The organism is Pseudoxanthomonas sp. LjRoot206 (assembly GCF_056175725.1).
Genome location: NZ_JBGFFI010000005.1, coordinates 228,410 through 248,539, shown reverse-complemented (window position 1 = coordinate 248,539; position 20,130 = coordinate 228,410). Strand labels below are relative to the sequence as shown.

Annotated in this window: 24 protein-coding genes and 1 pseudogene; 10 read left to right on the top strand and 15 right to left on the bottom strand. The window is 68.2% G+C overall.

Annotation, left to right across the window (positions count from 1 at the left end; genetic code table 11):
- Nucleotides 1-39 precede the first annotated feature (39 nt).
- The 5 genes from phaE to AC04MD_RS16605 all read left to right on the top strand — a co-directional run bounded on the left by phaE (nucleotide 40) and on the right by AC04MD_RS16605 (nucleotide 3,782).
- Nucleotides 40-1,446, top strand: a complete 1,407-nt coding sequence (gene phaE / locus AC04MD_RS16625; RefSeq protein ID WP_475498380.1) for a class III poly(R)-hydroxyalkanoic acid synthase subunit PhaE — start codon at nucleotides 40-42, stop codon at nucleotides 1,444-1,446.
- Entirely contained in the window at nucleotides 1,443-2,513 is a 1,071-nt protein-coding gene (locus AC04MD_RS16620; RefSeq protein ID WP_475498379.1) for a class III poly(R)-hydroxyalkanoic acid synthase subunit PhaC, read from the top strand. Before phaE ends, AC04MD_RS16620 begins: the two co-directional genes overlap by 4 nt.
- Nucleotides 2,514-2,711: 198 nt before the next feature.
- Nucleotides 2,712-3,089, top strand: coding sequence for a YfeK family protein (locus tag AC04MD_RS16615; protein ID WP_475498378.1), 378 nt, complete (start codon nucleotides 2,712-2,714; stop codon nucleotides 3,087-3,089).
- A 43-nt stretch (nucleotides 3,090-3,132) separates the two neighbouring features.
- Nucleotides 3,133-3,339, top strand: a complete 207-nt coding sequence (locus AC04MD_RS16610; protein ID WP_475498377.1) for a PspC domain-containing protein — start codon at nucleotides 3,133-3,135, stop codon at nucleotides 3,337-3,339.
- 2 nt (nucleotides 3,340-3,341) lie between these two features.
- Nucleotides 3,342-3,782 carry a hypothetical protein gene (locus AC04MD_RS16605; RefSeq protein ID WP_475498376.1) on the top strand — a complete coding sequence of 147 codons (441 nt, stop codon included), beginning with the start codon at nucleotides 3,342-3,344 and terminating at the stop codon, nucleotides 3,780-3,782.
- Nucleotides 3,783-3,957: 175 nt separating this feature from the next.
- On the opposite strand, the pseudogene AC04MD_RS16600 reads toward AC04MD_RS16605, so the two are convergent.
- From AC04MD_RS16600 to AC04MD_RS16585, 4 genes and pseudogenes are all read right to left on the bottom strand, one after another.
- A pseudogene (locus tag AC04MD_RS16600) lies at nucleotides 3,958-4,161 on the bottom strand (hypothetical protein); the annotation flags it as partial.
- Between the two features lie 70 nt (nucleotides 4,162-4,231).
- Nucleotides 4,232-5,446, bottom strand: a complete 1,215-nt coding sequence (locus AC04MD_RS16595; RefSeq protein WP_475498375.1) for an NAD(P)/FAD-dependent oxidoreductase — start codon at nucleotides 5,444-5,446, stop codon at nucleotides 4,232-4,234.
- A gap of 70 nt (nucleotides 5,447-5,516) precedes the next feature.
- Nucleotides 5,517-6,209: a TetR/AcrR family transcriptional regulator gene (locus AC04MD_RS16590; RefSeq protein WP_475498374.1), complete on the bottom strand. Its 693-nt coding sequence runs from the start codon at nucleotides 6,207-6,209 to the stop codon at nucleotides 5,517-5,519.
- Between the two features lie 99 nt (nucleotides 6,210-6,308).
- Nucleotides 6,309-6,713 (bottom strand): GFA family protein, encoded by a 405-nt coding sequence (locus tag AC04MD_RS16585; RefSeq protein ID WP_475498373.1) that lies wholly within the window; start codon nucleotides 6,711-6,713, stop codon nucleotides 6,309-6,311.
- A gap of 101 nt (nucleotides 6,714-6,814) precedes the next feature.
- On the opposite strand from AC04MD_RS16585, the gene AC04MD_RS16580 reads away from it, so the two are divergent.
- The 4 genes from AC04MD_RS16580 to AC04MD_RS16565 all read left to right on the top strand — a co-directional run bounded on the left by AC04MD_RS16580 (nucleotide 6,815) and on the right by AC04MD_RS16565 (nucleotide 9,498).
- Nucleotides 6,815-8,056: an HD-GYP domain-containing protein gene (locus AC04MD_RS16580; RefSeq protein WP_475498372.1), complete on the top strand. Its 1,242-nt coding sequence runs from the start codon at nucleotides 6,815-6,817 to the stop codon at nucleotides 8,054-8,056.
- A gap of 69 nt (nucleotides 8,057-8,125) precedes the next feature.
- Nucleotides 8,126-8,497, top strand: coding sequence for a YciI family protein (locus AC04MD_RS16575; protein WP_475498371.1), 372 nt, complete (start codon nucleotides 8,126-8,128; stop codon nucleotides 8,495-8,497).
- 15 nt (nucleotides 8,498-8,512) lie between these two features.
- The gene (locus AC04MD_RS16570; RefSeq protein WP_475498370.1) at nucleotides 8,513-8,938 is read left to right on the top strand and encodes a GFA family protein; all 426 of its coding nucleotides are present in this window, start codon (nucleotides 8,513-8,515) and stop codon (nucleotides 8,936-8,938) included.
- A 128-nt stretch (nucleotides 8,939-9,066) separates the two neighbouring features.
- The gene (locus tag AC04MD_RS16565; RefSeq protein WP_475498369.1) at nucleotides 9,067-9,498 is read left to right on the top strand and encodes a nuclear transport factor 2 family protein; all 432 of its coding nucleotides are present in this window, start codon (nucleotides 9,067-9,069) and stop codon (nucleotides 9,496-9,498) included.
- Here the strand turns inward: AC04MD_RS16565 and AC04MD_RS16560 are convergent, their stop codons facing one another.
- A complete protein-coding gene (locus AC04MD_RS16560; RefSeq protein WP_475498368.1) occupies nucleotides 9,499-10,065 on the bottom strand; it encodes a hypothetical protein in 567 nt (188 codons plus the stop codon). It lies immediately after the preceding gene.
- 165 nt (nucleotides 10,066-10,230) lie between these two features.
- Here AC04MD_RS16560 and AC04MD_RS16555 point away from each other — a divergent pair, with 165 nt between their 5' ends.
- A complete protein-coding gene (locus tag AC04MD_RS16555) occupies nucleotides 10,231-10,668 on the top strand; it encodes a hypothetical protein (RefSeq protein ID WP_475498367.1) in 438 nt (145 codons plus the stop codon).
- A gap of 12 nt (nucleotides 10,669-10,680) precedes the next feature.
- Here the strand turns inward: AC04MD_RS16555 and AC04MD_RS16550 are convergent, their stop codons facing one another.
- The 10 genes from AC04MD_RS16550 to AC04MD_RS16505 form a co-directional block, all read right to left on the bottom strand.
- Nucleotides 10,681-11,193: a nuclear transport factor 2 family protein gene (locus AC04MD_RS16550; RefSeq protein ID WP_475498366.1), complete on the bottom strand. Its 513-nt coding sequence runs from the start codon at nucleotides 11,191-11,193 to the stop codon at nucleotides 10,681-10,683.
- A complete protein-coding gene (locus tag AC04MD_RS16545) occupies nucleotides 11,190-11,414 on the bottom strand; it encodes a hypothetical protein (RefSeq protein ID WP_475498365.1) in 225 nt (74 codons plus the stop codon). Before AC04MD_RS16545 ends, AC04MD_RS16550 begins: the two co-directional genes overlap by 4 nt.
- Before the next feature lie 132 nt (nucleotides 11,415-11,546).
- Nucleotides 11,547-12,014 carry a group I truncated hemoglobin gene (locus tag AC04MD_RS16540; protein WP_475498364.1) on the bottom strand — a complete coding sequence of 156 codons (468 nt, stop codon included), beginning with the start codon at nucleotides 12,012-12,014 and terminating at the stop codon, nucleotides 11,547-11,549.
- Nucleotides 12,015-12,024: 10 nt separating this feature from the next.
- Complete coding sequence (locus AC04MD_RS16535; protein WP_475498363.1) at nucleotides 12,025-12,897, bottom strand: DUF3034 family protein; 873 nt, start codon at nucleotides 12,895-12,897, stop codon at nucleotides 12,025-12,027.
- Nucleotides 12,894-15,242: a putative bifunctional diguanylate cyclase/phosphodiesterase gene (locus tag AC04MD_RS16530; protein ID WP_475498362.1), complete on the bottom strand. Its 2,349-nt coding sequence runs from the start codon at nucleotides 15,240-15,242 to the stop codon at nucleotides 12,894-12,896. Before AC04MD_RS16530 ends, AC04MD_RS16535 begins: the two co-directional genes overlap by 4 nt.
- Entirely contained in the window at nucleotides 15,239-15,865 is a 627-nt protein-coding gene (locus AC04MD_RS16525; protein WP_475498550.1) for a methylamine utilization protein, read from the bottom strand. Before AC04MD_RS16525 ends, AC04MD_RS16530 begins: the two co-directional genes overlap by 4 nt.
- Nucleotides 15,866-16,119: 254 nt before the next feature.
- The gene (locus tag AC04MD_RS16520; protein WP_475498361.1) at nucleotides 16,120-17,154 is read right to left on the bottom strand and encodes an NAD(P)H-dependent flavin oxidoreductase; all 1,035 of its coding nucleotides are present in this window, start codon (nucleotides 17,152-17,154) and stop codon (nucleotides 16,120-16,122) included.
- 505 nt (nucleotides 17,155-17,659) lie between these two features.
- Nucleotides 17,660-18,355 carry an aspartate/glutamate racemase family protein gene (locus AC04MD_RS16515; RefSeq protein WP_475498360.1) on the bottom strand — a complete coding sequence of 232 codons (696 nt, stop codon included), beginning with the start codon at nucleotides 18,353-18,355 and terminating at the stop codon, nucleotides 17,660-17,662.
- Between the two features lie 116 nt (nucleotides 18,356-18,471).
- Nucleotides 18,472-19,203, bottom strand: a complete 732-nt coding sequence (locus AC04MD_RS16510) for a nuclear transport factor 2 family protein (protein ID WP_475498359.1) — start codon at nucleotides 19,201-19,203, stop codon at nucleotides 18,472-18,474.
- Nucleotides 19,204-19,299: 96 nt separating this feature from the next.
- The gene (locus AC04MD_RS16505) at nucleotides 19,300-19,953 is read right to left on the bottom strand and encodes a hydrolase (RefSeq protein ID WP_475498358.1); all 654 of its coding nucleotides are present in this window, start codon (nucleotides 19,951-19,953) and stop codon (nucleotides 19,300-19,302) included.
- Nucleotides 19,954-20,130 lie beyond the last annotated feature (177 nt).

The following is a 20,130-nucleotide window of genomic DNA, read 5'->3' as shown; positions in this document are numbered from 1 at the left end:
CGCCGGCCGCGGCTAGAATCGGTCGGGAAGGGAGGGCACATGGCAAATTCTGTTCCACCGTGGCCGGGCGATTTCGAATCGGTCGCCCAGCAGTACTGGAGCCTGTGGGGCGATGCCCTGCGGCAGGCTGGCGCGACGCCAACGATGTCCATGCCGGGCGCTGCGCCGGGCTGGCAGCAGACGGTCGACTGGTGGTCCAAGCTGGTACCCGGCGGGCAGCCGCAAGTAGACGAGGCCGTCGGCCGCTTCCAGCGGCAGGCCAGCCAGTGGTTCGGGCAGATGCAGCAGGTCGCCGCGCAGTTCACCGGCCGCGACCATGACGCCACCGACATCGGCCGCGCCTGGCGTTCCGCGCTCGGCATGGCCGAGCCCACGCCGGCGCAGAACCCGTTCGCCGACATCTTCCGCAGCATGCAGGGCGGCGCGCACGGCCTCGACGGCTGGATGCAGCAGATGCGCCCGTGGCTGGATAACCTGCAGCGCGATGGCGACCGCTGGATGCACCTGCCCACGTTCGGCCTGTCGCGCGAGCACCAGGAGCGCTGGCAACAACTGGCGCAGGCGTACAAGGATTACCAGCACCAGGTCGGCCAATACGATCAGTTGATGCTGCAGGTGGCCCAGGATGCGTTCGCGCGCTTCGAGCGCAAGCTGGAAGAGCATGCGGAGCCCGGCCGCCAGTTGCAGAATGCCCGCGCGCTGTTCGACCTGTGGATCGATGCGGCCGAAGAGGCGTACGCGCAGGTCGCGATGTCCGACGACTTCCGTCATGCCTACGGTGGCATGGCGAATGCGCAGGCGCGGCTGCGCCTCGGCGTGCAGCGCGAGGTCGAGCAGGTCTGCACGCAGTTCGGCATGCCGACGCGGACGGAAGTCGATTCCGCGCATCGCAAGATCGTCGAACTGGAGCGTGCGCTGCGCAAGCTGACGCGCGCACAGACGGCGCCCGCTCGCCGCGCGCCGGCACCGCGCGCCGCGACACCAGTGGAGACGCCGGTCGTCGCGGAGGCACCGCCTTCGTCCGAGCCCGCCGCAGCGAAGCCGAAAGCAGCGAAGAAGCGCGCGCCCGTCCGCCGCAAGGCGGCAGCGTCCAACGCGGCGCCCAAGCCGCGTACGGCGGCCAAGAAGAAGGCAGCGAAGAAGCCTGCGCGGCGGACCGTCGCCGCGGCGGCGCCTGTCGCCAGCAAGCGGGCACCCGTGGCCAACGCGACCCCGGTCGTCGCGAAGAAGCCTGCCAGGACGAAGAAGGCGGCTGCCACGCCGGTATCGAAGGCATCGGTCGCGAAGGCCGCGAAGCAAGCCAGGGCGCCGGCAGCGAAACCAGTGCCGGCCAAGCCGGCATCGGTCGTGTCGATGAAGGACTGGGTGGCGCGCAATGCCACTCTCGGCGCGAGCGCCGAGGCGCCAAAAACCGGCAAGAAGCCAAAGCGGGGTAAAGGTAAATGAACGGACCGCTCAACTTCAGCGCCGAAACCCTGGCGCAGGAAGCCACCACGCTGACGCAGAAGCTGTCTGCCGGGCTGCATACGCTGCCGGACGTGGAGGACGTCCACTACGGCGCCACCCAGAAGCAGGAAGTGTGGCGCGACGGCAAGGTCGTGCTGTACCGCTTCATCGGCGAGAAGGCGCCGACCGCGAGGATCCCGCTGCTGATCGTCTACGCGCTGGTCAACCGGCCGTACATGGTCGACCTGCAGCACGACCGCTCGCTGGTGAAGGGGCTGCTGGCGCAGGGCGAGGACGTCTACGTCATCGACTGGGGCTATCCGGACCGCTCGGACCGTTTCCTCGAACTCGACGACTACATCAACCGCTTCATCGACGGCGCGGTCGACCACCTGCGCGATGGCAGCGGCCGCGATGCCATCAACATCCTCGGGATCTGCCAGGGTGGCGCGTTCTCGCTTTGCTATGCCTCGCTGCACCCGGAGAAGGTCAAGAACCTGATCACCATGGTCACGCCGGTGGATTTCCACACGCCGGACAACATGCTCTCGCACTGGACGCGCGAACTGGACGTGGACCTGTTCGTCGACGCGCTGGGCAACGTGCCCGCCGATATGATGAACGCCTGCTACCTGATGCTGAAGCCGTTCCGGCTGAACCTGCAGAAGTACGTGGGGCTGGTCGACATCCTCGACGACAAGCGTGCGATCGAGGATTTCCTGCGCATGGAGAAATGGATCTTCGACTCGCCGGACTTGGCCGGCGAGGCCTTCCGCCAGTTCATCAAGCAGTTCTACCAGCGCAACGGCTTCATCACCGGCGGCATCGAGATCGGCGGCGACGCGGTGGATCTGGGTTTCGTCGACATGCCGGTACTGAACATCTATGCCGAACAGGACCACCTGGTGCCACCGGACGCATCGCGCGCGCTGAAGGACGTGGTCGGCACCGCCGACTACACCGAGCTGAGCTTCAAGGGCGGCCATATCGGCATCTATGTGTCCAGCCGCGCCCAGCGCGAAGTGCCGACCGCCATCCACCATTGGCTGGGCCAGCGCGCCCGGTAGCACGCGTCGTGATGGTGCTTGTGGGAGCGACGTCAGTCGCGATCGCGCCTGCCGTATGGTGATGGAGGGTGCGTCGCAAGACGAGCGTCGGGCGAGCGAAGGTGCGATGGGGCGTCCGGGCCATGATCGCGACTGACGTCGCTCCCACACCGGCGGGCTGGCATCGGTTTTTCACCCTCGCTGTCATAGACTGCCGCCATGCCCCGACGCCACCTTCTCGTCCTTTGCGTGCTCGCCCACGCTGGCGCTGCGTATGCCGCTCCATCACCCGCCGCCAAGCGCGAAATCCAGGGCCTGATGGACGCGCTCTCCACGTCTTCCTGCGAGTTCCAGCGCAACGGCACGTGGCATGGCCGCGACGACGCGCGCAAGCACCTGCAGCGCAAGTACGACTATCTGCTCAAGCGCGACCTCGCCGATACGGCAGAGCTGTTCATCGAGCGCGCCGCCAGCAGGAGCAGCCTCAGCGGGCGCGCTTACCAGGTGCGTTGTCCCGGCCAACCGGCGCAGCCGGCGGCCACGTGGTTCAAGGCGAAGCTCGACGCGCTGCGCGGTTCAGGCGGTCCCGCCCGGTGACGCGCTAGACTGACCGCGGACCACCATGGGGGAGTTGCCAGCGATGAACGACAGTGCTTCCAAACCGTTTGCGCGGTCGCTCAACGACCGCATGATCGCCGGCGTGATGGGCGGCATCGCGCATCGCTATGGCTGGAGCGCCACGCTGCTGCGGGTGCTCTTCGTGATCGTGTCGATCGCGTCGGCCGCGTTCCCCGGCATCCTGGTCTACCTGATCCTCTGGTTGCTGATGCCCAACGAACAGGACTGATCATGGCGCCTGCCGGGCTGTGGGCCGCGCGCGCGCTCGGTGTCGTCTGGGCGGTCCCCAATACATTGATCGGAGTGCTGGCAGGTGTCGCGGGCATGCCCTTCGGCGCGCGACCGGAATGGAATCGACGCGATTTCGCCATCGTGTTCCACCACTGGCCGTGGGGTCCGGGCGGCGCCATCACCTTCGGCAACAGCATCCTGCATACCGGCGATACGCTGGAGTCGGAATGCGTCACCTATGAGCACCGTGCGGGGCGGACGCAACATCCGCGCATCCGGCTGGGCGACCACGAGCGCGCGCACGTGTACCAGTACATGGTGCTGGGCCCGCTGTTCCTGCCGGTCTACCTGCTGTGCGGTGGCGTCAGCGTGCGCAATCCGTTCGAACGCGCAGCCGACCGCTATGCGCTGACGGGCAGGGGATGGTGGCCGGGCGGCTGACCGACGAACGGTCGCCCGATGTTCACCCATTGCCGACGCCTGCGCGCGTAGCACATCATCAGAGTCCGGGAAACGCACCGAATACGATTCGATGCGAGCCGGCCAGAGGGCCCAGCCACCCGGGAGACATCCCGACATGACGGGGCCTTCCCGTTGTGGCGCGTCATCCGCCGTGCGCGGTGTTCGTCGCTGGCTTCTTCTTCGCCGTCTTGCGTCCGGAACCGGATTGCTTGCCGCCGCCGTCCTGCTTGTTGACGGTCGCCCAGGCGATGCGTTCGGCGGCTTCCCGCGAGCGGCCCTGCGCAAGCTCGCTCTCTTCGATGTGTTCGGCCTGTCGCTTCTGCTTGTCGGTGTACGCCGACTTGTCTCCGCGTGGCATGACGCTCCCTCCCGGGGCCTGGGGAAGCGCAGCGTCGCGCGAGCGGCATGACGGCGCCGTCAATGCAGGTTCAGCGCTCCATGCGCTGGAAGGAGAACAATGGCCATAGTGCGTGTTTGCGCCGCTCGATCAATGCGCGCAGCAGACCGGCGCCGAGCATGCTGTAGGTGATCCCATTGCCGCCGTACGCCATGGCGAAGTGCACGCGCGGTCCCCATTGCGCGTGTGGACCGAAGAAGGGCAGGCCATCCTCGGTTTCCGCGAACGTACCGGCCCATGAGAACGCCGGGGTGAGTGCGAGTTCCGGAAACAGGTCCTTCAGCCGCTTCAGCAGCGTGCGTGCCTTCTTCTCCACGCGTGCGTCGCGCTTGGCGGGGATATCGACGGCATCGTCCTCTCCCCCCAGCAGCAGACGACGGTCGGAAGTGGTGCGTGCATACAGATAGGGGCGTGCGGTTTCCCACAGCAGCGTATCGGCGAGAAAGCCCAGCGCCGACTCCGGCAGGGGATCGCTGATCACCGCATAGCTGCTGCGGTTGCGCGCCACCGGCTTCTTCAACCAGTGCTGGCTCGCATAGCCTGCCGCGACCACCAGATGCCCGGCACGCACGGTCAGCCCGGTGTCGGTGCGCAGCGTCACGCCGCGCGTGGTGGTGGCGATGTCTTCCACGCGGGTACGGTCGAAGACCGATGCGCCCTGTTTCTGCAGCCGCTGCAGCAGGCGATAGGTCAGGCGATACGGATCCACACGCGCCGCCTGCCGGCTGAGCAGGGCGGCAGGCGCGTCGAACCCGTAATCGTCGCGCACGCGTCCGGACGACAACAGCTCCACCTCAAGGCCGTGTTTCTGCCTGGCAACGCACTCTTCTTCCAGGCTGCCGACATCGCGGCGACGGCTGGCGTAATACAGGCTGCGGTTGCGTGCGAAGCCGACATCGCGCCATGCGGACGCCACCTCCTGCAGCCGGTCGATGGCGTCGGCGCAGGCGCGGTAGGCGAGGGCGGCATCGGCTTCGCCGTGGCGCTTGGCAAGGTCGACCAGGTGCGTGTCGATCTCGTACTGCAGCAACGCGGTGCTCGCCGCCGTGCTGCCCCAGCCGATGTCGCGCTGTTCCAGCACGGCGACGTCGAATCCGTGCCGGGCCAGTTCGTCGGCGATCAGCGCGCCGGTGATGCCGCCGCCGAGTATGGCGACATCGCAGCGGTGGTCGGCTTCCAGGCGCGGGAACGCCTGCATCAGGCCGTTGCTGACCGCCCAGAAGGGATAACCGCTCTTCAGATCCATGTGTACCCGGCCGTATGACGAGGCGGCCATGGTTGCAGGCCGCCCGCCAGCGGTGGGTGAAGGGCAACGGTCAGCGCGGCAACGCGCCCTGCAGGAACAGGTCGACGGCGGCCAGCGCCTGCGCTTCCAGCGTGTCGACATCGGGTAGGTGGGGACCACCCGCCGACAGGCGGAGTACCTGGTCGCCGAACAGGCTCATGTAGAACTGTGCCGCAGCCGCCTTCGGCGAGGGCAGCTGCAGGCGGCCGGCGGCGACCTGCTGCTCGAAATAGTCCTCGAGCGTGCGACGGATCGAAGCCACCACGTGGTCGAAGAACCAGTCGCGCAGCGCGGGGAAGGATTGGCCCTCGCCGATCACGATCCGGTAGACCACCTGCGAGTCGGTACCCGCCATCAGCTGGGCCAGGCGGATCGCGACGCGCCGCAGCGCCTGTTCCGGGGACAGCTCGGTCAGGTTGAGGTCGCTCAGCACATGGATATGCAGATCCATGCGGCGCTCCAGGATGGCGCAGGCCAGGCCTTCCTTGTCGCCGAAGATGCGGTAGAGCGTCGCCAGCGAGCCGCCGGCGCGCGCCACGATCTCGCTCAGGCGCGCATGCTGGTAACCCTTCTCGGCGAACACCTCGGTGGCGGCATCGAGGAATTTCTCCGCGCGGATCTCGCCGCGGCGGCACAGTTCCACCTGGGGGCGCGGCCGCAGCGGCACGCTGCTGTGGGTGGCATCGCTGAAAACGTTTTCCAGAAAATCGGATGAAATGCTCACGGGAAGTCCCTGCGCAGGGCCGGGTGGCGATGTTGGCCCAGCCTAGCAAAACGCCGCCGCACTGTGGCAATCGCGTGACCGTGGATCCGTATGCCCGTGCTAGAGGTAACGCGTGAAGGCCGGTGTTTCCTGCCAGCGGTCGTGCGCACCGTCGACGTGGGTGATCGGGGCGGCATCCAGTTCTTCGGGCGTGGCGTTCTCCAGGCAGCCCAGGTTCACGCCGTACACGCGCTCCTCACCCGGCACGTCGTTGCCGATGCCGAATGGGCGCACGCCGCAGGTGCGGCAGAAGTGATGCGAGTTGCGCAGAGTGTTGAAGCGGTACTCGGACAGCGCGTCCTCGCCGGCGAGCAGCCTGAACCGGTCCGGCGTGACGATCGCCGGCCAGAACCGGTTGCGCCGACAGACGGAGCAGTTGCACCGGTAGGTGGGCTGGGTCAGGTCGATGTCCGCCTCGAAGCGGACAGCGCCGCAATGGCAGCTGCCGGTATAGGTCTTCAGCATATGGGCTCCCTTGCCGATACCGTTCGGGGGACTGGGGTCGCCCCACCGTGCCGGTCGATGGGCGGGAGCATAACGGACCCCTCCACCCGCCGGAGCCATGCATGCTGCAGACCGTGGATGTCGCCGACCTCAGGCCCGGCATGTACGTGCAGAAGCTGCTGGGCCCGTGGATGCAGCATCCGTTCTGGCGCACCTCCTTCCTGCTGGATCCGGAGCGTATCGCCGAGCTGCAGGACAGTGGGGTCGAACAGGTGGTGGTGGACCTGTCCCGCAGCGAGCACGGCGCCGTCGAAGGGGATGACGCGACGGCCATGGAGATACCTGCCGAGCCCGCGCCAGACCCGGCGGTCGAGCCCGAGCCGGCCACGGAGCCCGAGCGTCGCCGCGTCGTCGTGGCCGACGGGGCGGTCAGCCTGGCCTCCGAACTGTCGCGCGCCCGCCGGATCTGCGAAGAAGGACGCGACGCGGTGGAAGCGATGTTCCGCGAGGTCCGCCTGGGCCGCAGCGTGGATGCCGGTCACGTCATGCCGCTGCTGGATGAAATCACCCGCTCGGTGGATCGCCATCCGACGGCGCTGGTCAGCGTGGCGCGGCTGAAGGATGCCGACAGCTACACCTACCTGCACTGCGTGGCCGTCAGCGCACTGATGACGATGCTGGCGCGGCAGCTGCAGTTGTCCGACGACGAGATTCGCGAGGCCGCGCTGGGCGGCCTGCTGCACGACATGGGCAAGGCCATGCTGCCGCTGGAGGTGCTCAACAAGCCCGGCAAGCTGACCGACGAGGAGTTCGCCATCGTCCGCCAGCATCCCGTGCATGGGGAACGCCTGCTGCGGGACGGTGGCGTCACCCAGGAAGCGGTGCTGCATATCGCCCGCCATCATCACGAGAAGGTCAACGGCGCTGGGTATCCGCAGCGCCTGTGCGGTGCCGAACTGCCATTGCTCACGCGCATGAGCGCCATCTGCGACGTCTACGACGCCATCACCTCCAACCGGCCGTACAAGAACGGCTGGGATCCCGGCGAATCCCTGCGCCGTATGGCCAGCTGGCAGGGTCATTTCGACGAGACGCTGATGAAGTCGTTCGTACGCAGCCTTGGCATCTATCCGATCGGCGCCCTCGTGCGACTGTCCAGCGACCGCCTGGCGGTGGTGGTGGAACAGAACCCGGCCACGCTGCTGTCGCCGCGGGTGCGCGTGTTCTATTCGGTCAAGCAGCGCAAGCACGTGCTGATGACCGACCTCGACCTCGCCACGGCCGGCGAAAGCGAGCGCATCGTCGGCGTCGAGTCGCCGGAGAAATGGGGCTTCCGCGACCTGGAGAAGGTCTGGCTGCCCTGAGCGCAGCCGTTGTCGATTCCTGACCTGTCGGTTCGTCGCCTGGGCATATCCCATGCCCAGGAGGCAGACATGCGGTTCCTTTCGATGATCCGGGTCGACGAGACCACCGGCCAGCGGCCCACCGAGCAGCTGATCACCGACATGATGGCGTTGATCCGTGACATGACGGCCGAGGGCGTGCTGCTGGATACCGCCGGCCTGCTGCCCACCGCACAGGGCGCACGCGTGCGCTCGCGTCATGGACGCATCACCGTCACCGATGGCCCGTTCACCGAAGCGAAGGAGGTCATCGGCGGCTATGCCATGCTGCAGGCCGGCTCATTGGAAGAAGCCATCGCCCACACCCGGCGCTTTCTGGTGGTGCATGGCGAAGACTGGGACATCGAGTGCGAAGTACGCCCGCTGGTCGAGCCGACGGCCGACGGCTCGCACGCCTGCTGACCGGAGGACCACGCCATGCAGACCCATACCGGCAGCTGCCACTGCGGCGCCGTGCGCTACGAATGCGATGTCGACCTCTCCGCGGGCACGCGGCGCTGCAACTGCCGCTTCTGCCTGAAGACCCGCATGTGGAAGGTGTTCGTGCTGGGCGAGGGCAGTTTCCGGCTGCTTCAGGGGGACGATGCGCTGTCCGACTACCGTGCGCGCGATTCCGAGTGGCCGGAAGGCCACGTGCACCACTATTTCTGCCGCCACTGTGGCGTACGCGGTTTCAGCAAGGGGTACCTGGAGATGGCACCGTTCAACGGCTGGTTCCATGCCGTCAACGTCGCCACCCTCGACGGTCTGGACGACGCCGGCTTCGCCGCCCTTCCCGTGCAGTACGAGGATGGCCGCCACGACGACTGGGACCACGCGCCGGCGCACGCCGCCTATCTGTGAGGCGATTGCCGGACTTCCGGCACGTGCCAGGCCATCGACCGTCGGGAACGATGGCCCGTCGGCGCACCCGTTCCCGTGTGAGGGGACGGGCGATGTGCCCGCGGCCACCGCTTACGAAGGAGTTCCCGATGTCCCTGCTGTCCCTGGTCATGGCGGCGACCGCCGCCACTGCGCCGGCGCCCATGGCCGATGCCGCCACCCTGGCCGCCATCGAGGCGACCTGCCTCGACTACGTCGACGGCCAGTTGGAAGGCGACCCTGCCCGCGTGGCGCGCGCGCTGCATCCGGACCTGGCCAAGCGATCCGTGATCGGCGACACGCCCGACGAGCGCCTCGGCCTGCGCCGCATGTCGAAGGAGGAACTGGTGTCGCTGACCCGACAGGGCGCGCTGAAGACGCCGAAGGACCAGTGGAACCGCAGCTGCCGGATCCTCGACGTCACCGCCGAGACCGCCGCCGTGCGCCTGGAGACGCCGTGGTTCGTCGACCATTTCCACATGGGCCGCTATGGCGAGCGCTGGATCATCGTCAACGCACTGTGGCACATGAAGCCGCGGTGATCAGCCGCGGACGCGCGCATTCGCCGCCTTGCGGAAGAGCAGGGCGGACGTCAGCCACGCCACCACATACAGGCTGCTGAAGCCCAGTACGAACGCCGGTGATTCCTGTGTGTCCATCCGTATCGCGATGCCTCCGGCCGCCATCTGGACGACGGCCATCGCCGCCAGCACGCGTGCCATGCCGCGTGCGCGCAGGCGGACCAACCCGCTGCCGATGGCACCGATCGCCAGCACGCCGAGGAACAGCAGGTTGGCGGGATGCTCGGGTTCGTCGACGATGCCGACTGCCAGGTTCGCCCACAGCAGAAGGAACGCCGCGCCGATCGCGATCATGCTGGCGAGCAGGTAGCTGGGCACCCGCGCGACGCGCGTGACCGTCTCGAAGGCCACGCAGGCGGTCAGCAGCATCGCGCCGAAGACCATGAAGTCGCTGCCGGTCCAGGCCACTTCGTGGGTGAACTGCATCGCCACCCAGGGCGTGAGCAGCAACAGCCCGGCGCCGCCCCATGCCAGCGGCCGCAGCACCCGGATCCACGCGACGACATTGGGGTAGGTGTCGCTGGTCATCGGCCTGGTCCCGGGTCTGCGGCAGAAGCGCCGGACACAGGATGAGCGGCCGTCGTGCGGCGACGACGGGGCGTGTGTGAAGCGGGTGCGAAGTCGACGACGACACATCGGGGGCGCAGGCCGCACCTCGGCTAGACTCGGCGCCTGCTCCGGGGAACCGTATCCATGCGCCGTATCGCTCTGTCGTGCCTGCTGCTGTTCGCCGTCGTTCCCGCCCATACCGAAACTGCAGGCGCCCGCGCGCTGTTCCAGCGCTACCAGCAGCTGGCGGCCGCCTACGATCCCGCATTCGCCGACCTTTACTGCGACGCTGCCGTGGTGCGCACTACGCGTCGTTTCTCCGACGGCAGCGAGCGCACGCTGGAGCTGCCTGGCCCGCGATACCGGGACCTGCTGCGTGCGGCCTTGCCGGTCGCGCGGCAGCGCGGGGACCGCAGCACGTTCTCGTCCGTCGTGTTCACGCCCGAGGGCGACGGGGTACGCATCACCGCATCGCGTTATTCGGAGCTGAAGGACTACACCAGTCCGCTGTCGTTGAAGGTCGGCGCGTGCGATGGCCGTGCCTGGGGCATCCTCGAAGAGGTCGGCGAAAGTCGTCCCTGAGTGGTATCCGCGTCAGCGCGCGGCCGCAGGCCGGTGCGCGTAGCTCAGCACGCGCGTGATCTGCCACTGGCCGTCGCGTTCGCGCCACACCATCACGAAGTCGGCTTCGCCCGGGCACTCCGTTGCCGACAGCGCGCAGAAACGATGCGTGCCCTGCGCGATGGCGCCGAAGCCCTTGATCGGGAACACCTGCAGCGTGCCGGGCACCAGCACGCGCCGGTAGTGGCCGCAGACGTTGGCGCGCGTGCGTCCGATCATCTCGTCGCGGGTCCAGGTGACGCCGCCGTTGTCGTGGTAGAACTCCACCGCCTCGTCGAAGTACGCGGCGTGCTTCGCGAGCTGTGCGGGATCGCTGCAGCTGTTGAAGGCGTCGAACACCGCCGTGTCCAGGGCGCCGATCGCCTGCGTGAGTTGTTCCGGCGTCCGCTCCGCCGCCGCGGCGGTCTCGACGGCGCCACCCAGCAGCACGGCGCCCAGCAGGCCCCACAGCGCCGCCTTCGCCAGGCGCGAACGCGTGGTAGTCATGCCGACACCAGCGGTGCGCGCCGACCGCCGCCCAGCAGGCGGGCCGGCAGCATCAGCAGCGCATGCAGGAAGGCGAACAGGGCCGAGAAGGTGATGCCCACCAGCCGGAACGGCAGCGAAAGCAGCCAGACGAACGGCCAGGCCACCAGCGCCAGAATGGCAAGCGGCCAGCACAGGACGAACAGCAGGCACCAGGCGAGCAGGACGAACAGGGTTTTCATCGGCAGGTCCCATGGACGGCGGAGGTCAGGGACAGGGTGACGACCCCGTGCGCCGTCCACCAGCGGGGTGCGACGAAAGCCCGGTCGCCATGACCAAAGCGGGCCCGACGGGGATGAAACGCGGGCGGGCTTTCAGCGCGGCGGTTGCAGCGGGGCTTCCACGGGTGGGGGGCCACGACGCACCACCTCGCGCTGGAAGGCCGCCAGGCGACGCAGCAGCTGGTTCTGCGTAGTGCGCGGCAACCCGCGTTCGTCCATGGCCCACATCAGGTCTTCGACCAGCGCGTTGAAATCGGCCTCGGCGACCTTGACGTGCTTGTGGGCCTCCGCCATGTCCTTGCCGGCGTACGAGCACGGGCCGCCGGACGTCACGCACAGGAACTCCACCAACCGATCGTTGAGGTTGATGATGTTGACGTCTTTGAAGTGGTGCGCGATGCGGGGATCGTCCGACACGCGGAACAGCAAGGTCTCCACCAGCGCCTCGATGCCGCTGCGCCCGCCCAGTTCGTCGTACAGCGCGTCCTTCGCCGGTGGCGTGGACGCGCAGCCGGCGATCGACATCAGGCAGGCCAGCAGCAGGGTGGTCGCGATGCGCATGCTCGTCACCTCAGAAACTCAACTGCACGGAAACATAGGCGCCGCGCTGGTCGTCCAGCGTGGCGATGCTACCCAGGTCCGCCCACGCGCCCACGACGGCGACGTGCTTGTTCGGGAACCAGGCGATGAAGACGTCGCGCCAGTCGTCTTCGCGGGCGAAGCCGAGGTTGTCGGGCTTCTGCCGATACTCCACGCCCACCGCGAGGCGGGGATCCAGCAGCACGGCCGCCGAACCTTCCCACAGCCACGTGCGGTCCGCGCGCCCGTCGCCGCCGAAGCCCAGCAGTCCGGTCTGGTTGGCGTTGCTCGAACGCAGGGTCGCGTTGAGCAGCAACTGGTAACCGCCGGCGGCGTCGAGGAACAGCTTGCTCGCGCTGACGTAGGCATCGGTGCCGTTGTCGTCACGCGCGCCGATCGCCAGCGGCAGCGTGCCGTCGCGCAGGCGCTTGTGCTGCACGCCCACGCTGATCTGCGGGGCCCGCCCATAGACCAGGTCGCCGCTCACGCGCAGCTTGGCGCCGTACACATCCTGGTCCAGCGTGTCCCACGGCAGCGACAGGCGCCGCTGCAGTTCGCCCAGGTCGAAGGACTGGCGGGCGAACGACAGCTCCAGCCGGTTGCCGAAGGTGTAGGACGCGCCATAGGCGTCGAGGGCGTAGTCGCCGGTATCGACACGCGTGTAGAAGGCGGCGCCGCCATGCTGCTCGCCGGTGCCGTACCCGGACAGCACGGCCCACGGCACGATGCCGCCACCGGCCGCACCTTCGATCTGCGTGGCGCCACCGGTCGCCAGCAGGCGGCCCTGTCCGGCGGATGCCGGTGCAGCGGACAGCCACGACGCGACGCCGGTGAAGAGGAGCAGGCAATGGCGAAGCAGGTTCATGCGTCGGATTCCAGCGAAAGTGCGTCGGGGGCGGTGACCGGATCACGGCGACGGCACCAGTCGATGAGGTCGGTGCTGCCCAGCGGCGCACTGAACAGATAGCCCTGCACCATGTCGCAGCGGTAGTGGCGCAGCAGGGCCAGCGCGCGGTCGTTCTCCACGCCCTCGGCGATCACCGACAGGCCCATGTTGTGGCCCAGTTCGATGGTGGAGCGCACGATCACCGCATCGTCGCTGCCTTCTTCCAGCTGCATCACGAAGCTCTTGTCGATCTTCAACTCGTCCACCGGCATGCGCTTGAGTTGCGCCAGCGAGGAATAGCCGGTGCCGAAGTCGTCGATCGCCAATCGCACGCCGCAGGCCTTCAACCGATGCAGCATGCGCAGCGCATATTCGATGTCATGCATCAGCGCGCTTTCGGTGACCTCCAGGATCAGGCGCTCCGCGGGCACGCCATGGGCGGCGAGCCGCTGTTCGATGTAGTCCGGCAGATCCGCATCCAGCAGGTCCATCGCCGACAGGTTCACCGCCAGCCCCAGCTCCAACCCGCTCGCGCGCCAGGTGGCATGGCAGGCGAGCGCCCGGTCCAGCACGAAGCGCGTCAGTTCGTGGATGAACCCCGAGCGTTCAGCCAGCGGGATGAACTCGTCCGGCGCCACCGCGCCCAGCGTGGGGTGACGCCAGCGCAAGAGCGCCTCCACGTGCTGCACGCGCGCGCTCGCCGCATCCAGTTTGGGCTGGAATTTCAGTTCGAGCTGCCCGCCGCGGATCGCCAGGCGCAGGTCGGTCATCAGTTGCAGCTGGCGCAGATGCGATTCGTCGCGGCCCGGCTGGTAGACCGCCACGCCGCCGTGCGCGGCCTTGGCGTCGTACAGCGCGATGTCCGCACGGCGCAGCAGCGTGTCCGGGTCGTGGCCATGGCGGGGATGGCAGGCCATGCCGACGCTGCCCTCCACGCTGACGCGGGTGCTCGGCAGGTCCAGCGGCTGCTTGAGGCCTTCCCACAGCGCCTGCGCCTGGCGCAGGGCGGCGTCGCCGGACAGTCCGTCCAGCAGCACCATGAATTCATCGCCGCCCAGCCGCGCGACCAGATGTGCGGGGTCCAGCATCGCGCGCAGGCGGCGCGCGACTTCGCGCAGCACCTGGTCGCCGAAGTCGTGGCCCAGCGTGTCGTTGATTTCCTTGAAGCGGTTGATGTCCATCACCAGCACCGCCGCGTCGCCGCCCGCCTGGATCGTGGCCCGCAGCCGGTCGTAGGCATGGCTGCGGTTGGGCAGGCCGGTCAGGCCGTCGTGATGCGCCTGATGGAGGATGCGTTCTTCGCGCGCGGCGATGTCCGACTGCATGCGGTCGAACGCGCCCGCCAGTTCCTCCATCTCGCGGCTGCCGCCCGACACCGCCGTCTGCGTGTAGTCGCCGGCCTGGATGCGCTGCGCGGCCTGCGCCAGCCGCGATACCGGCCGACTGATGCCGCGGCCCAGCGCCACTGCCACGCCCACCGCCAGCAAGGCCGCCAGTCCTGACAGCAACAGGATGCGCGAGCGCAGCGTGCGGTACGGCGCGAGCGCGCGGTCGTACGAATCCAGCAGCACCAGCCGCGCGTCGTCGCCTTCGGTGAGCGGATGCGAGTCGGACAGGTAATGGTCGCTCCCGACGGCAATCTGGCGCATGTGATCGCCCTGCGGTGTCCAGGCGCTGGCGAACGACGCGCGCTGCGCGGCGGGCAACGTGGACGCATGCACGCGCGTCCGGGTGCCGGCGCTGGTGACGAAGGCGGCTTCCAGCCCGGTCAGACGCTGGTACTCGCGTGCCACCGCATCGTCGTAGCGACGGCCTATGGCCAGCCAGCCCACCCGCTCCGGTGCCATGACCGGCAACATCACCACAAGGTAAAGGGCGTCCTTCACGACGACCGTCTGCACGGCCAGCCCGTCGCGGGCGGCCTGGTGCGTGAGGCCGGCCAGCACCTCCGCAGATGGCGCCGCAGTGCCATCTGCGCCGGCTTGCCAGCGGCCATCGCGATCCAGCAGCCAGGCCAGGTCGGCACCGACACGCGTGCCCTGGTTGCCGAGCGCCGAACGCAGCGTCGGCACATCGCCGCTGGCCACCGCCGCGCGGAAACCGAAATCGTCCGACAGCACCGACGCGGACGCGAGCAACTGTTCCGAGCGGCTTTGCTGGAACTGTTCCCATACGCGCTGGCCTACGTGCAGCTCCTGTTCCAACCGCGACGACACCGCGCGCTGCGTGGCGACCGTCACCACGGCGAACGTGGCCAGCTGCGCGGCCGCCACCACGGCGATCATCACCGCGATGACGCGCGTCTGGAAACTGCGTGGCCTCAAGGCGTACCGCCCTTGCTCTGGCGGAACTTCTCCTGCAGGGCGCGAAGGCGATCATTGCCGCGCACGTCGGTCTTTGCCGGAGCCAGCGCGATCTGCAACGTCGCCGAGGTGCCGGCTGCCGGCACCACCAGCGGGCGCTCCAGCGGCGCACCCTCGCCGCGCACGTGCCAGACCCGCAGCGTGTAGCGGCCGGGCGGCACATCCAGGGTCAGATGGCCATCGGCGGCGGTCTTGCCGAAGTAGGGCGTGTCCAGCACCACGATGTGACCGATCATCCAGTCGTGGATGTTGCATCCCACCACCACCACGCCCGGCTTGTCGAAGCGGATGGGCGCGGCCTTGTTGCCCGAGTACAGCGGAATCTCGAACTGGCGGGGCTGCGAGAACGAATAGACGTGGTGCTGGATGTTGTCTCGGTTGGGAAAGGCCACCACCGTGCCGGCCTGTACCGGCAACACTCCCGGCACGAAGGCCGAATGCTGCTGGTCCATGCGCGCGGTGGCGGTGCGCGTCACCGAAGGTGTGGCGCCGTGCAGGCTGATCACCGCATCGGTGACCGGGCCGCTGCTGCTCCCTACGGCCAGGCGTACCTCCGCTGCATGTGCACCCGTCGCAAGCGCCATCGCCAACAGCACTCCGGACCATATCCGCCCCACGCGCCCCCGTACCTGCATCGCCATCCCCTGTCCGATCCACGCAATCCCAGCAAGACCCGTGCCATGACCGCGATCACCCGAAGCGACGATCGAGGGCGTAACGCGGATACGCCGCGCTGCGGCCGTCCTACCGGACGTGGCTGAAACTGACGTTACGCGTCATGACGGGGGGATGGATGCACGGCCGCCACCTGCCTGGCTCGTGCGGACCGCCAGGCCGATCAGCCCAAGCCCATCAGATGGCGCGTGACCTCAGCGGCGTTCCGTCCCGCCAGCGTGCCGGGGCGGGTCCCCGACCACAGCGGCGAAAAGTCGTCGCGACCTTCCGCCTCGGCCGCGCCGCGCAGGGGCGCGAGCGCCTGCGAAGCCCAGGGGAAGGCGGGTGGCAGGTCGGACATGGGGCCGAGATCGCGCATCAGCCGGTTGACCAGACCGCGGGCCGGCCGGCCGCTGAACAGATTGGTCAACGCGCCTGCGCGCGCAGGCTGTTGCAGGGCGGCGCGATGGACGGCCGATGTGGTGGCCTCCGGGCATAGCAGGTACGCCGTGCCGGCCTGTACCGCGCTGGCGCCCGCCGCCAGCAGGGCCCGCACGTCGTCGCGACCGCCGATGCCGCCGGCCGCGATCACCGGCACGGTCAGCGCCTTCGACAGGGCCGCCACCAGGTCGCGCGTGCCGGGCTGGATGGCCAGGTCGTCGGAGAGAAAGTGCCCGCGATGGCCACCGGCCTCGGTTCCCTGCGCGATCACCGCATCCACGCCACGGCGTTGCAGCCACATGCCTTCTGCCACGGTCGTCGCAGAGGACAGCACGGTGGCGCCCCAACCCTTGATCCGCGACATCAGCACGGCATCGGGCAGCCCGAAGTGGAAGCTCACGATGCGCGGGCGGAAGGGCTCCATCAGATCGACCGTCGCAGCGTCGAGCGGCCGCCGTGTGCCCGCCGGAGAAGGCGTGTCCGTGGCGATGTCGTATTCGCGGTAGTAGGGCGCCAGGGCGTCGCGCCAGCGCCGGTCTTGGACCGTATCGAGTTCGGCCATGGCATGGCAGAAGAAGTTGAGGTTGATCGCCTGTCCTGACGGTGCAAACGTGCGCATCGCCGCTTCGAGTCGGGCGGCGTCCAGCATCGCGCACGGCAGGGAGCCCAGTGCGCCGGCAGCGGCGGCCGCGAGAGCGAGGGTGTGGTCCTGCACCCCGGCCATCGGGGCCTGAATCAGCGGAAGGTCGGTACCCAGCAGGGAGGCGATATCGGACATCGTGCCAGCTTACGCCGCTCGCAGGAGGGCATGCCCACGGCGTCGTTGCCGGCGTCACGCAGGGGGTAGCATGGAGCGAGTGGAGCGGATCCAACGGCGAGGCCGGTGTGCCCGTGCTGGCTCGCTCCATCCGAATCTGCATGGCGCCTCGGCCTACAGCGCAGCGAGCACGATGCGTTGAGCGGAGCGATACCCATCGTCACGATGTCGACACGCGGCGCTCGATGAGTGTCGCCCGCCGTTCGCCCCGTCCTGCAGGACGTGCGTTCAGGGCGGAACGCCGATGAGATGGGCAGGAAGGGCTCGACATGCCGCGCCTGCGATGTCTTCGAGAAGGATCGAGATCCCGGCGCTGAGGCTCACGAGACGGCGCATGGCGGCCCCGTTGCGTTCACGCTGCTGTCGAAAGGCCAACGGCTTCCCTGGTGCTGGCGCGGGAGTGCGACGTCATGCATCCGCACGACCGACACGATCCGGACGCGGAGCCGTGCGGCGCAGTCCTGCCTCAGTCCGCCAGCGCCGCCTCCACGGCGGCGGCGGCATGCAGCGCCGTGGTGTCGAACAGCGGCACGCGTGCATCCTGCGCACCCACCAGCAGGCCGATCTCGGTGCAGCCCAGGATGATGGCCTCCGCGCCGCGCGCGACCAGGTCGTCCATGATGCGGCGATAGGCCTCGCGCGAGTCGTCGCGTACCACGCCGCGGCACAGTTCGTCGTAGATCACGTCATGGACGACGCGGCGGTCGTCCGCCTCCGGCACGATCACCTGCAGGCCGTGCCGGTCCTGCAGGCGCTGGCGATAGAAATCCTGTTCCATCGTGAAGCGCGTGCCGAGCAGGCCGACGGTGCGGTGTCCGGCGGCCTTGATCGCAGCGGCCGTCCCATCGGCGATGTGCAGCAGCGGAATCGACACCGCCGCTTCCATCTGCGGTGCCACCTTGTGCATGGTGTTGGTGCACAACACCAGCAGGTCGGCACCGGCCGCCTGCAGGCGCCGCGCCGCCTCGGCCAGCACGTCGCCGGCCGCGTCCCAGTCGCCGTCGCGCTGCAACTGCTCGATCTCGTGGAAGTCGACGCTGTACAGCACCACTTTCGCCGAATGCAGCCCGCCCAGCCGCGCCTTGATGCCCTCGTTGACCAGGCGGTAGTACGGCACCGTCGATTCCCAGCTCATCCCGCCGATCAGGCCGATCGTCTTCATGCGTATTCCATCGCCCGTGTGTGCAGGCAGGGATTATGCGGGCTGACGCGCAGGCGAGGGTTGAGCGGTTTGAGCGGTGGGGGGCGGTTGCGTTGAAGGCAGTCCGATCCGTGTCGCTAGGTCGTGGTCGCGGCCTCGGCAGGGTCGAACATCGACACGCCGCCTGCCGTGGTGGCCGGCACTTCGTCCTGCAGTACGTCCCAGTGCTCGGCCAGCCGGCCGCCTTCGATACGGAAGATGTCGACCACCACCTGCGGCGCATCGCCCCAGCCGCGGATGCGACCGTGGATAGCGACCCGGTCGCCTTCGGCGATCATCATGCCAGGCTCGTAGTGGACGTCCGGCGAGAGCGTTTCGACCAGCGACTGCAGGGCATCGCGGCCCTGCGGGATGTCCGGGTTGTGCTGGATGTAGTCGGTCGCATACAGCTGCGGCACGACCGAGGCGTCGCGACGCTGGAACAGGGACGTCATCGCCTCGAGCACCAGCGCCTTGTTGCGCTGCGGCCGGTCATCGGTGGGCCGTGTCGCAGGGCGTGTGACCGTGATTGTGCCGGTCATCCGCAGGAACGGGCCGCCCGGCAGGGTCGCGTGCGAGTGGACCAGGCCACGGTCGTAGTCCTGCACATTCGTCACCGTCGCGCCGCTCTGTTCCTGCCAGCTGACGGCGAACAGGCTGTTGCCGAGCGGCACCACATGGATGTCGACCACCTCGGTGCGCGCGAACGGGCCGGTCCTGATCTCGAACTTCATCTGCTCGAGCGACAGCAGGGTCAGGCTGACCTGGAACTCGGGATAGGCCACGTCCAGTTCCAGCCCGACGGGAAAACGGTCCAGCGACATCGTCATCGTCCTTTCAATACGTCATGAAGAGAGGAACGACGGCATCCGGAGCGGCGCCGCGTATCACGCAGTGCCGGCCGGATCCACGTCGTCCCGACCGGATCAGGCAGCCTTGCAGGGGACTGGCGTATTTAGCAGTTGCTGTTCCCACAGATAGGCGATGCCGCTGCCGGCGGCATGGTGCTTGAACACGTCGGTCAGCTCGGCGGCGTGTTCGGTGCGCGCCCAGTCGCGCTGCCATTCGGCGGCCAGCGCCACCCACGTCATCATGTTCGCGCCGGCCGCAATCATGCGCTGGATCGCCACCTGGTGCGCTTCGACGGACACGGCGCCGCAGGCATCGGTGATGACGGTGACGTCCCAGCCTTCGCCCAGTGCCTGGATCACCGGCATGGCCACGCAGATCTCGGTCCACAGGCCGGCGATGATCAGCTGCTTGCGGCCGGTCGCCTTGACCACGTCCACGACCTTGCGGTCTTCCCAGGTGTTGATGAAGGTGCGGTCGATCACCTCCTGTCCCGGGAACACGTCGGTGATGTGCGGGAAGATCAGGCCGCCACGATCGGCGACGACGCTGGTCAGGATAGTGGGTACGTTGAACGCCTTGGCGACTTTCGCCAGCGCGGTGGTGTTGTTCACCACGGCCTGCGGATCGTGGCTGTTGAGGTTGGCCAGCTGGTACGGCTGGTGGTCGATCAGAACGACGACGGAATCTTCGGGTCGGAGAAGCGACGCAAGGCCGTTGCGGGAGGTCATGGTGGCATCCTGTGGTGAAGTGGAGAGGCGGCAGACGCACAGCATGGGCGGCGTGTCGCCGGCGGGAACCTTGTCATCCCGTTCCGCGACGCGGTAGCGCCGTCGCGCGCGAATCTGTGTCGCGCGAAGCGGAACGTCGCAGCGACGCGGTTTGTGTCAGGCTGTAGTGCGCCAACA